This window comes from Geobacillus jurassicus NBRC 107829, assembly GCF_001544315.1.
GTDB lineage: Bacteria > Bacillota > Bacilli > Bacillales > Anoxybacillaceae > Geobacillus > Geobacillus jurassicus.
In genome coordinates, this window is the sequence record NZ_BCQG01000077.1 from 1 (window position 1) to 12,251 (window position 12,251).

A 12,251-nucleotide genomic window follows, 5' to 3' on the forward strand; every position below is an offset into this window, starting at 1 on the left:
TTCGTGTGCCTTGCGTGACGGTGCGCGAACAAACCGAATGGGTGGAAACGCTCGGAAGCGGGGCGAACATCTTAACCGGCACGGACCGTGAGAAGATCGTCGCGGCGGTTCACAAGGAAGTCGCCCCCGTTTATGCGGACGTCTTTGGCGACGGGCATGCGGCAGAGAAAATCGTGGCGGCGATCGGACAGCGATAAGGGTGCGTTGGCATCTTGGACGTGTTGATCTGGTTGATGGTTCTCGTCGCCTCCACTTTGATGTTTCGCTATGCAGCGGGGACGCTTTCCTTGACGACGCCCAACCTCGTGTCGATTGTGTACTATTACTCGTTCCTTCTGTCGAGCTTCATCGGGGCGTTGCTGATCTCATTGGGAATGGACGATTACTACATGATTCGCAAGTTGTTTCGGCCCGAAGAATATCGGCGGATTGGATTTGTCGTCGTGTGCTTTGTCATGATCGTGTTCCCGCTGGCAATGGTAGTCGTTTCAAGGTTGTGCGGATTTGAAGCCAGGCAGGAGTTTCACGCCTATTTGCAAAAGCCGCTTTCTCCGCTGACCGGAGCGACGGGTGACCAAGTGTTTTATGCGTTTTTGGCGCTGTCGCTGCTCAGTTTTGTTGCCATTGCGTATATGATTTGGAAAACGCCGACGATTCCGGTTTTTGCGCTCCTGACAGGGACGGACGAGAGCCTGGCCGCACTGCGTATTGAGGCTTCGCGCCATTTTGCCGGAAACGTGCTGTTCCGCAATATTTTTGCCATCACGCGCTTTTTACGGCTGCCAAAAAATCCTTTGTTTTTAAGTTTGTTCGTTTATTTTTCCATTTAATATTCCCCGCACGATCGTTGGCGGATTTACCGATTTTTTTGTTCAATCCAACTTGGGTGCTGCTCGTGGCGTTGTTTGGCGGAATGGCGTTATGGCTGCGCGTGCACGGGGATTTACGGACATGGCTTGTAGGGAAAATAGGGAAAAGGCGAATCACGGATGAGGGATGAATGATGAAAACAGTATTGATTTATTACCCGTTTTCACTCGCCGAGGAACGAAACAGCGGCTCAAAGCTGCGCCCGTATGAAATGCATCAGGCGTTTTTGCGCTGGGGGACGAAGCAGGGAGTGGAAGTTCTTTTGATCGCCGGCACGTCAGCGGAGCGGGCGAAGCAATTCCAAAAGTTGCGCAGCCAAGGCAAGCTCGATGATGTTTGGTTTTGTTATATGGAAAACCAGACGATTCCGCTTTGGCTCACCGACCCCGGGCATCGGCCGCAGCGTCCGTTCGTCGATCGAGATGTGCTCCGCTACTTGAAAGATCGCAACGTTCCCATTGGCGTCTTTTACCGCGACGTCTACTGGAAGTTTCCTGATTTATATCCGCTTCGCGGTTGGAAAAAAACGCTCATGCAAATGGTGTACCGTTGGGAAGAGCGGTTTTACGAACGGTACTGCGATGTCATCTTTTTGCCAAGCCTCGAAATGGGAGCGTACGTCGCAATCCGACGTCCGATGGCCGATTTGCCGCCTGGCGGGAAACAAAAGCCGTTTCAGCGGTTTGCGAGGGTGAAGGAACCGTTGAACGCCATTTATGTCGGAGGCATCAACAATGCCGACTATGGGCTTCCGCTTCTGCTGGAAGCGATTCGCTTGGCCAATCGCCGTGAGCCGCTCGTTTCGCTCACCGTCGTCTGCCGAAAAGACGAGTACGAGCGACAGCCGCTTGCGGTGAAAGAGGAGCTTGCCGCCTTGCAAGTGCGCGTCGAGCACGTCAGCGGCGAAGCGCTCGACCGTTTGTATGCGGAGATGGATTTCGCCTTCATCCCGCGGCGGAGGAGCGAATACAACGATTTTTCCGTCCCGGTTAAGCTCGTCGACTACTTGTCGAGCGGCTTGCCGATTGTCGCCACCGCTTGCCCGGCGCAAAAGCGGTTGATTGAAGCGGATGGGTACGGCGTCATTTGCGATGACACCCCCGCGTCGATGGCGGAAGCGATCGCCAAGATGGCTGACGTACTCGAGGAATGCCGCTCGCGCATTGCTCAGACGTTTATGGCGAAACATTCATGGGAAGCGAGAGTGGAAAAGGTGAAGGAAACGTTGGTGGGGGGGCTCCGATGAAAGTCGCCTTATTGGCTCCAAGCAAATCAATCCATACGCATAAGTGGGCCCGCTTTTACCAAACGCAAGGCATCGATGTGAAAGTGGTGACGTTTAAAGACCATTACGGGCCGGAACAAGCGAAAGAAGTCGAGACAGTCGTGTTGCCGAAATGGCTGCCGGGGAAGTTGTCGTATTTTTCCACTGTTTTTGCCTTGAAGCGCTGGCTCGCTTCGTTTCAACCCGATATTTTGCACGCCCATTATGCCTCCAGCTACGGGTTGATCGGGGCGCTTACGGGGTATCATCCGTTTTACGTCTCCGTCTGGGGGCGCGATGTGTATCAGTTTCCCAATACCAATCGTTGGAATCGACGAATGCTGGAATATACATTGCAACGGGCGGATGTCATTTGTTCGACAAGCCATGTGATGGCGAAAGAAACGGGAAAATATACGGATAAACCGATCGAAGTGACGCCGTTTGGGGTTGATGTCACCCGCTTCAAACCATTGCCGAAACAACCGAAACGGACCGTGACGATCGGCACGGTGAAAGCTCTTTCCGACAAGTACGGGATCGCCGATTTGATCCGGGCCTTTGCCACCGTGCACAAGCGCTATCCGCAAACGGAGCTGTTGATCGTCGGCGACGGGCCGCAGCGGAGTGAATACGAGGAGCTGTGCGCCCGCCTCGGCATCCAATCCGTGACGACGTTTGCCGGCAAAGTCCCGAACGAACAAGTGCCGCTGTATATCAATCAAATGGATATTTTCGCCGTGCCTTCGACGGAAGACAGCGAAAGTTTTGGCGTTGCCGCCGTCGAGGCGATGGCGTGCGGCGTTCCCGTTGTGGTCTCCAACGTCGGCGGACTGCCGGAAGTCGTCCGTGAGGGAACAACGGGGTTGATTGTGCCGAAAAACAGTCCAGAAAAGCTGGCGGGGGCGTTCGAACGGCTGCTGCTTGATGAGAGGCTGCGGCAACGAATGGGAGAAAACGGCGTCAACCATGTCCATGAACATTACGTTTGGGCGGAAAATGCGATGCGCATGATCCGATTGTATGAACAAACGTTGAAAGGCGGTGGAGGGAGTCGATGAGAAACAAAGCCGTCATGTCGAGGGCGGAGGCCAAGCCGCGAAGCCGGCGGCTTTGCGTTGGCAAGCTCGTGATGGCCGTCGGTTCGCGGCAACGACTATTCAGTCGCGGACATCGGTACGGTGTCGAGGAAGCATTATCCTCTTTCCCTGCTTCGTTTGCGCTCGCCTCTTGGCGCTTAAAGTGGAACATGTGTTTGTTGTTCGGTAGGAAAGCGATGTGGAGCGGGTCATGAGGATCATTTACCTATGCCAACACTTTCCGCCGGAAACAGGCGCGCCGCAAATTCGTGTGTATGAGGTGAGCAAAGAACTGATCAAACGGGGGCATCAAGTGGAAGTGCTTACGGCGTTTCCGCATCATCCGCACGGCGTCATCCCGGAGCCATACCGTGGTCGGTTTTACATGTTTGAACAGTGGGATGGCATTCCCGTTCATCGGACATGGATTTACCCGTCGCCGAAAGGGAGCTTTTGGAAACGGCTCGCTTCGTATTTTTCGTTTACGTTCAGCTCGTTTTATTCGTTGCTTGTGAAATCGAAGCCGACGGACGTGGTCATTTGCAATTCCCCGCCGTTGTTTTTAGGGATCACAGGATATATAGGCGCAAAGCTCAAGCGGGCGAAGTTTGTCTTCAACGTCGCCGACATTTGGCCGGAATCGGCCGTTGAGCTTGGCATTTTGAAAAATCGGCTGTTCATCCGCATGGCGAGATGGCTTGAACTGTTTTTATATCGGAAGGCGTGGAAAATCGCCGCGGCGACAGAAGGCATTCGCGATTATATGATTGCGCATGGGAAGGCGCCTGAGGACGTCTTTTTATTGCCGAACGGCGTCAATACGGATGTGTTTCGGCCGATGCCGAAGAACAAGGAGTTGCTTGCGGAACTGGGGCTTGAAGGAAAAGTGGTGTTTACGTACGCCGGAACGATGGGATACGCCCAAGGGCTTGATTCGGTGTTGCGGGCGGCGGCCATCGTGAAAATGAAAGATGAGCGGGTGCATTTCCTGTTTGTCGGCGACGGCCAAGAGCGGGAAAAGCTGATGGCGCTAAAAGAAGAGCTTGGCCTTGACAACGCGACGTTTTATGGATCGGTTCCGGTCGAGAGGATGCCGGAGATTTTCTCGATCACTGATTACAGCATCGTTTCCCTGCGCAACATTGATTTGTTTAAAGGGGCGAGGCCGTCGAAAATTTTCCCGGCGATTGCCACTGGCACCCCGGTGCTGTATTGCGGTGAAGGGGAGAGCGCAGAGATTTTAGAGACGCATCATTGCGGAAAGATTGCTCCCCCTGAAAAACCTGAACGGATCGCTGCAGCAGTTATGGAATTGGCTTGCCTTTCGAGAGAGGATTACGAAAAGATGTCGGAAAACGGACGAAAGTTGGCGGTCGAGCAATACTCATGGAAGCGAATTGTTGATGACCTGCTCGATAAACTCGGGGATCGATGAAAAACGGATACACCTTAATATATGATAGAAGGGAGGGATAAATTATTTCTCCCTAAAGGTTTCTGGATTTATCTATGACGAAATAAGAGAATTTGTAAATATTATACACGGGTTTTCGGGCGATTTTGACCGAATCAAAAAGCAGTGATATCCCAGATTTCCAATTGGGGAGGGGCTGTGAATAGAAAAGAAAAAATAGTGAACGATCGCAATAGAGGAAAGAGGACTTTTGTTCGTTTTCCTGTTTTGATTGTATAGCTGTTGCGAGAATATGGAAGGAGATGGGAAAACAGCAAACAATATCAAATATAGGGCATGACGAGCGTGTTAGGGAATTTCCAGTTGAATAAAGAACATAGATAATTTTAGAATAATGAGAGAAGGGGCAAGGTGCTTTGCAAAGGTTATTTGGAGAGATAGGATGATTAAAAAATCTGTTTTTCGTCAAGATTAAAAATAAAAGGGAGTTATTAATTTATGCGGAAGAAAGTTGACTTAGTGGAATTGGTACGTGTTATTTTCGAATACAAGTGGATTATTGTAGGTGTTACGTTAGTTGCTGTTTTTGTGGCAGCATTAGCAAGCTTTGTTTGGATAAAGCCTGTTTATTCAGTGAGAGCCACTGTTTCCGTAAACAATGGATTGACAACAGGTAAACCATTGCAAGAAACGGATGTTTATTTCAATGAAATGCTGACTCCAACCGTTTATATGGAATATATAAAATCGCCTCAGGTTATTGAGGAAGCCGTGGAACAAAGCGGACTCCAACATTATAATGTCTCACAAGTCCAGTCTAACTTGTTAGTTGAAAACCCGCAAAATACAAATTTAATAAATATCACGTTAAAGGCTTCGAATCCTGCCGATGCAAAAAAATTGCTTGATTCTATTTTGTCGGCTTCTAAAGAAATGTTATTGAAGGAAATGAGGGATCGAGTTAAGTCCGATAATCAAAAACTTATGATGCAAGTTAAACTGCAAAAAGAGGAATTGCAGCGTTTACTAAAAGATTATTATCAAAAAGCACAGAAATGGCAGTTGCCGGTTCCATTTTTGCTTGATTCAGCGGTTTCTGACAACAGTCAATATATAGTGAACTTGGATAGTAAGTATCTGGAAAATAAAAATAATATTCCAGAGAAGGATTTAATTGCATTAGGCAGGTTAATGAACGAAATTAAAACGTCTGCTAGTGTATATCGTGAATGTCTATCCAAACAACAGCAACTCAGTTTGTTTTTGGAGACTCTAACTATTGATAATAAAATCACGACCTTGTCTGAACCGGTTGAACCAAAAAGTCAGGATTCTCCAGACCCGTTATTCAACATTATAGTTGCAGTGATAATAGGTGTGGCGTCTGGAGTAGGTGTTGTGTTTTTGTGGCATTATTTGAAGAAAATTTTAAGAGGATAGGGTAGCATCATTGTTGAAATGTTGTTTTTCTTCCCCTGTTGGTTGAGGACTATTGGGCACTAAAAGTGTATAAGCCAAAAAGCTGGTGAAAAACCTTGATTTTCGGCTCAATTGTGTTTTTGCCGTTAGGAAAGACCTGGTTTTAAAAGGTTTCCAATCCGGGAAAAGTGCGTCGTTTTGGGCTGACTTTTCATGAAGTCAAGAGTCCTGTAGATGTGTTTGTGTTTTGTAAATATGATGTTGAAATGGATGAGTATACTATGCAGAATGGGTTTATCAAGAACAGCTTGTTAAATTTCAACAGAAATATACTGGCGATTTTATTAGGATTTGCTTCGTCGATCATTATCGCTAGGGCTTTAGGTCCGGAAAAACAGGGGATTTATACTCTTGTCGTTTTGTTGCCGAGCATGTTATTTACGTTTCTAAATATAGGGATTAGTTCTGCCAGCGTTTATTATATTGGGAGAGAAAAATATTCGTTAGGAACCATCGTATCCACCAATGTTTTCCTGGCGCTAGTCATAAGTGTTATTTCGATAATTGTCGGTGTATTATGTATAGGTTTATTTAAGGATGTCTTTTTTAAATCTGTTCCTGTCGCCTACTTACTTTTAATTTTGAGTTCTCTCCCATTTTTATTTGTTACTTCCTTTTTACAGGCGGTTTTTCAGGGATTGCAGGCTTTTGGAATATTTAATTTGGTTTCAATTTGTGGGAGTATAGCAAATTTACTGTTTTTAGCAGTTGGGGTGCTTTTCTTAAAACTGGGTGTAATGGGGGCAATAACTTCTTTTTTAGCAAGTGCTATCACTCCTTTATTACTGCTAATTGTATTTTTAAAAAAACGACATATTCCTATTGGAGCGAAATATGTGTCCAAGGAATTCATAAAAGATTGTTTAATGTATGGATACAAAGCCCACTTGAGCAATATTCTAGCCTTTTTAAATTATAGGATTGACATATTGATCATTTCCTATTTTCTATCCCCTATGGCAGTAGGGGTGTATAATGTTGCTGTAAGCATAGCCGAAAAACTGTGGATAGTATCCCAGCCGGTTTCTGCTGTGCTGTTTCCTAGAATTTCTTCATCTAAAGATGATGCAGAGAGAAATGGTCTTACCGCAAAAGTGACAAGAAATGTGCTGTTCTTGTCTATCGTTGTAGGAATAGGTTTATTTTTTGTTTCTGACCTGTTGATCGGCATTATGTTCGGGGAGAAGTATGAAGCGGCTTCAAAGCTTATCAAGATTTTATTGATAGGAATCACTTTGTTTTCAGCGGAGCGAATTTTGTCCAATGACCTAGCAGGAAGGGGAAAACCAGAGTTAAACTTATATACATCCCTCTTTACTGTTGTCATAAATATTATTTTAAATCTCCTTTTTATTCCAAAATGGAGTTTTTACGGTGCAGCAACAGCGACGTCTGTAGCGTATTCCCTTACATTTATCTTAAAAGTTTGGTTGTTTTGCCGTACAACAGGATCGGATGTATTCTCTTTGCTATTCATTAACCGTATGGATATTGAGCTTTACAAGTCATTTTCGAACAAACTGATAAGGCGGGAAAAAAATTGAGAGTACTAATCGTTCCTTCTTGGTATCCAACTGAAGAGAGGCCAAATGCAGGAATTTTTTTTAAAGAACAAGCTATTGCACTGCAAGAGCAAGGTTTAGAGGTAATTGTTGCATATCCTGAGCTCCACAGTCTTAAGGAACTAAAAAAACGCAAATTTAAGAGGGGATTTTATCACAAGATTGAGGACGGTGTTGAAACATATAGAATTAAGGAGTACAATTTTTTGCCAAAAATAAAAAGGGGTTCAGGCATTATATACTATTGGAAATTAAAAAAGATATTGGTTAAGTTGATTGAAGCGGGGAAAAAGCCGGATATTATTCATGCCCATTCTGTTCTTTGGGGTGGTTGGGCCGCTGCGAAAATTTCTAAAGAGTATAAAATTCCTTTGATTATAACTGAGCATTCCACAGCGTTTGTCAGGGGGTTAATCAAAGAGTATCAAAAGCCGTTCATACGAGAGGCTTTTCATGAAGCAAAAAGAATAATTGTAGTAGGTCCTGGTCTTAAAAAAGAGCTAAAGAAATATGCGAAACAAGAAAAAATAGTACTTATTCCTAATATCGTTGATACCTCATTTTTTAAACCGAGTGTTGTTGTCCGCAAAAATGATCAATTCCGATTTTTTAGTTTGGCCTTTTTAACGCACAAGAAGGGTTTTGATGTATTGCTTAAAGCTTTTGCAAGGGCTTTTAAAGGAAGTGACAAGGTGGAATTAATTATAGGAGGAGATGGTGAAGAAAGGGGAAATTTGGAGAGATTAGCAGTAGATTTGGGAATTGAAAAACAGGTTGCCTTTTTAGGTGAATTATCGAGAGAACAAGCAGTAATGGAAATGCAAAAATGTGATGTATTTGTATTAGCGAGCCGGTTTGAAACATTTGGAGTTGTGTTCATAGAGGCTTTGGCGTGCGGAAAACCAATTATAGCGACAAAATGCGGCGGTCCAGAGATAATTGTCAATCAGAAGAACGGATTATTAGTGGAACGCGAAAATGTGGAAGAGCTAACAGAGGCTTTAATCCGTATGAAGGCAAATTACAATCAGTACAACAAAGATGAGATTGTTGCCGATTGCCACGAAAGGTTTGGAAAGAGTTCGGTTTGTGAAAAAATAATTCAGGAGTATGTGAAAGCTATAAATAGTAAGGGGGAGCTATGAGTAGACGAAATATAATAGTAGCCGTAGCAGTTGCGTTTTTGACGTTTTTTGACTTTTTGTTTCCTCGTATTCAGATTGGCCCTTTGACGCTTACATTATTAAGGGTTATACTATTGGCGTTATTTTCCTTTTTGATAGCGAAACAATTAAAGGATAGAAAAATCATTGTTAGTCATTCCGGATATATCAATGCTGTCTTGCTCTTCCTTATCACATGGATTTTATACGGTTTGTTGCAAACTACATGGGCAATTGATAAAACTTCAGCTATAAAACAAGTGTATTATTTAGGACTTTTCGCTGTCCTAATATATACGATGTTAATGTTTTTGGATTCTATTCGTATATTTGTGCGACTCAACCAATTTCTTTATTGTATGGCCGTTTTTTTCATTGTATATGGAGTTGCAGAATTAACCCTTAATATCCACTTTCCGACTTCCAGGGTAGTTCTGGAGCCTCAGCTGTATCATAATGTTCAAAGAGCTACCGCAGTATTTTATAATGAAAACGACTTTTCTTTTTATTTGGTACTAGTGGCTCCAATGTTTTTGTTGAACATATTTTACAAAAAACGCATTGAAAGAGCGGTAAACTTGTTGTTTTTCATAATGATTTTTTATATCGTAATGGCAAATGATTCACGGGTTTGCCTAATAGCGCTGTTCATTCAAGTTATTGCAGGTCTTTGGCTGGAAAGAAAAACTGCAAGGAATATGAAATATCACCTTATGGTTCTTGTTTTATCCGGTTTGGCTATATTGACCCTTTTCCGCGGATATTTACAGCATGCATATGAACTGATAATGTATCAGTTGTCTACCGGCTCCGGTTCAGCGGCGATTCGGAGGGAACTTATTTCTAAAGGTATTGAATTTGTAAAGAACTCGTATCTTTTAGGAATTGGCCCTGGCAACTTTGAAACAAATGTTTATATGATGACCTCTGGTAAAGGGATAAGCGGGATTTTCAATGCCCATAACTGGTGGATTGAGCTCGTAGCTAACTATGGATTGTTTATCTTTGTGCTATATGCAGCGATGTTCATGGGACTGCTCGTCCATCTTAGGTGGGTGCAGAAAAAGGTGAACTCACGAGTATATTCGCGTTACGCTTCCTATTTCTTGTTGAGTTTTATTGGTTTTATTTTTTCTAGTTTAAGTTCCAGCAGCATTTTTTATATATGGTATCAATGGCTGCATCTCGCATTAGCGTTATCCTTAATTGATATCTATCACGAATATCAGGCCAATACAGTTTCGAAAAAGTGTATAAATGCACCCTAAAAGGTTAACCCCTCGCCCAGATTTGTATATAGGCGCTGTCACATCTCTTCCGAGTATTCAAGGGTATAATCCATAAACTGGTCACCCGGTGATGTCCGAACGTCTTCACAGCGTCCTGCGAAACGTGATCGTGGTGCGATTTGTCTATCTGCAGTCGAGGATTTGTTCGATGATGGGTGCGAAAAATCTTTCTGACGTTGTGATTCGGAAGGATGCTAAATGTGAGATGTCCCCTTATATGCGGGAAGGGGCCGGCCCAAAAGAGCGGTAATGCTCCTATCTGGGGCAACATGGAAAAATAGACCACCACGAAAAACCCGGTAAAACCAAGGGTTTCAGAGGTGGTCTCTTTCACATACTTCGGTTGAATTTCATCAAAAAAGGGGCTTTTGACTCACATTTCGCACCCTCTCGACCAAAATCGGGAGGATTTTTTCATCCCGGTGTCGAATAGGTCCTTGACACACAAGGAATGCAAAGGAGTTTTTCCATCATGGACGTTCGAATTCGGGCGATTTATGAAAGTTCCTATTTGAATATAATAAGTACCATTTTCAAAGATCTTGGCCTCCCTCAGCTGATTGACCGGCTGGTTCCGGTGGATCCTCAATGCCAAACCCGAGCCAGTGATGTGGTCGGGCTGCTTCTCTTGGATATCTTGAGCGGCCGGCAAGCCCTCGTTCATTTGGAACGGTGGGCGCATGACATCGACTTGCCCAAGCTGATCCGGCCAGGATTGGATCCGTCTTGGTTCAACGACGATGCCATTGCTCGCCATTTGGACCGGCTGTATGAGGCCAATATCCATCAAGTCCTTTCGTCTTGCCTGGTGCAAATCTACAAGAAAGAAGGCCTCCCTCTCCGTGTCTTTCACGCGGATACGACGGACAAGACGGTTTACGGTGCGTATGAATCCGATTCGTCGGATGGGTTGCACATCACCTATGGCTATAACCGCCATCATCGCTGGCAAAAGCAGATCGGATTCGGCCTGATCGGCAACGAGGACGGCATTCCGTTTTACGGCGACGTGCACGACGGCAACGTGCCGGACAAAACGTGGAATCCCGAGGTGTTGTCGCGAGTCCATGAGCAGCTGAGGGAAGCGAAGATCGAAGACGAATGGATTTACGTGGCAGATTCCGCTGCGATGACGAAGGACACGCTGGCGCAAACGAAAGCCGCCAACGCCTTTTTGATCACGAGAGGGCCGTCGTCGCTCCGGATTGTCAAAACGGCGCTTTCGGAGGCGGATGCCCAACCCGATTCGGCGTGGAGCGCCCCCTTTGCGCTGGCCGAGAAAAACGGCGCCACGTACCGGGTATGGGAAACGGCCTCAACATATGAAGGCCAACCCGTACGGCTGATCGTCGTCGAATCAAGCGCCCTCGACCAACGGAAAGGAAAGACGCTCGAAACAGAACGAACCAAAGAAGCGGAGCTTCTTCGCGAGGAACAAGCCCGTTGGGAGCGTCATCCTTTCTCTTGCCGGGAAGGCGCCGAACAAGCCTTGGCGTCCCTAAAGGCATCCCTTCGTCCCCGGTTCCATCGAGTGGAGGCCGCGGTCGAAGAGATCGTGCGTCCGAAAAAACGGCGTGGACGGCCGAAAAAAGGGGCGGAACCGGAAATGGAGACGCTGTACACCCTTCGGCTGAGCGTGGAATTCAACCAAGACGCGTGGAATTCAACCAAGACGCGTGGGAGCAGGCGAGACGGAAAGCGTCCCGGTTTGTCCTCGTCACGACTGTTCCAAAGGAATGGAAGGGCCAACCCATGGATGCCCAAGAGATCTTGAAGCTGTATAAAGGGCAGATCTCGGTGGAAATGAACTTCTCCTTCCTAAAAGATCCGTTCTTTACGGACGAAATTTACGTCAAAAAACCGGAACGAGTGGCGGTATTGGGCTATTTGTTTCTGCTGGCCTTGGCCATTTATCGCGTCTTCCAGCGCCGAGTGCGTCAGTTCATCACACCTGAACGCCCGTTAAAGGGCGCAGGAGGCCGGAAATTGACCCGGCCAACCGGACAAGCGATTTTTCAATTGTTTTGGTATGTCAGAGTCGTCCTGTTGGAACTGCCGGATGGGCAAATCCAACACAGGCTGGGGAAACCGCTCACCCCTGATCAGCGAAGGATTCTGCAAGGATTAGGTG

At 46.0% G+C, this 12,251-nt stretch carries 9 protein-coding genes and 1 pseudogene; all 10 read left to right on the top strand.

Annotated features, from left to right (window positions below):
- Nucleotides 1-197, top strand: a 197-nt coding sequence (locus tag GJ1_RS16170; RefSeq protein WP_167346131.1) for a UDP-N-acetylglucosamine 2-epimerase, incomplete at its 5' end; no start/stop codon positions are given.
- 15 nt (nucleotides 198-212) lie between these two features.
- On the top strand, nucleotides 213-830 hold the full coding sequence (locus GJ1_RS16175) for a hypothetical protein (RefSeq protein WP_245629434.1): 618 nt from the start codon (nucleotides 213-215) through the stop codon (nucleotides 828-830).
- A 170-nt stretch (nucleotides 831-1,000) separates the two neighbouring features.
- Entirely contained in the window at nucleotides 1,001-2,116 is a 1,116-nt protein-coding gene (locus GJ1_RS16180) for a glycosyltransferase (protein WP_066234651.1), read from the top strand.
- A complete protein-coding gene (locus GJ1_RS16185) occupies nucleotides 2,113-3,195 on the top strand; it encodes a glycosyltransferase (protein WP_066234653.1) in 1,083 nt (360 codons plus the stop codon). Before GJ1_RS16180 ends, GJ1_RS16185 begins: the two co-directional genes overlap by 4 nt.
- A gap of 229 nt (nucleotides 3,196-3,424) precedes the next feature.
- Nucleotides 3,425-4,648 carry a glycosyltransferase family 4 protein gene (locus GJ1_RS16195; RefSeq protein ID WP_066234659.1) on the top strand — a complete coding sequence of 408 codons (1,224 nt, stop codon included), beginning with the start codon at nucleotides 3,425-3,427 and terminating at the stop codon, nucleotides 4,646-4,648.
- Nucleotides 4,649-5,125: 477 nt separating this feature from the next.
- The gene (locus GJ1_RS16200) at nucleotides 5,126-6,067 is read left to right on the top strand and encodes a Wzz/FepE/Etk N-terminal domain-containing protein (RefSeq protein WP_066234664.1); all 942 of its coding nucleotides are present in this window, start codon (nucleotides 5,126-5,128) and stop codon (nucleotides 6,065-6,067) included.
- Nucleotides 6,068-6,282: 215 nt separating this feature from the next.
- Complete coding sequence (locus GJ1_RS16205) at nucleotides 6,283-7,650, top strand: flippase (protein WP_066234668.1); 1,368 nt, start codon at nucleotides 6,283-6,285, stop codon at nucleotides 7,648-7,650.
- Nucleotides 7,647-8,813 carry a glycosyltransferase gene (locus tag GJ1_RS16210; RefSeq protein WP_066234670.1) on the top strand — a complete coding sequence of 389 codons (1,167 nt, stop codon included), beginning with the start codon at nucleotides 7,647-7,649 and terminating at the stop codon, nucleotides 8,811-8,813. Before GJ1_RS16205 ends, GJ1_RS16210 begins: the two co-directional genes overlap by 4 nt.
- Nucleotides 8,810-10,099 carry an O-antigen ligase family protein gene (locus tag GJ1_RS16215; RefSeq protein WP_066234675.1) on the top strand — a complete coding sequence of 430 codons (1,290 nt, stop codon included), beginning with the start codon at nucleotides 8,810-8,812 and terminating at the stop codon, nucleotides 10,097-10,099. The genes GJ1_RS16210 and GJ1_RS16215 overlap by 4 nt, the downstream gene beginning before the upstream one ends.
- Nucleotides 10,100-10,592: 493 nt before the next feature.
- Nucleotides 10,593-12,251, top strand: a pseudogene (locus GJ1_RS16220) (IS1634 family transposase); the annotation flags it as partial.

Coding starts and splice junctions, on each gene's coding strand:
- GJ1_RS16180 (WP_066234651.1), top strand. CDS start 1,001: ATGATGAAAACAGTATTGATTTATTACCCGTTTTCACTCGCCGAGGAA.
- GJ1_RS16185 (WP_066234653.1), top strand. CDS start 2,113: ATGAAAGTCGCCTTATTGGCTCCAAGCAAATCAATCCATACGCATAAG.
- GJ1_RS16195 (WP_066234659.1), top strand. CDS start 3,425: ATGAGGATCATTTACCTATGCCAACACTTTCCGCCGGAAACAGGCGCG.
- GJ1_RS16200 (WP_066234664.1), top strand. CDS start 5,126: ATGCGGAAGAAAGTTGACTTAGTGGAATTGGTACGTGTTATTTTCGAA.
- GJ1_RS16215 (WP_066234675.1), top strand. CDS start 8,810: ATGAGTAGACGAAATATAATAGTAGCCGTAGCAGTTGCGTTTTTGACG.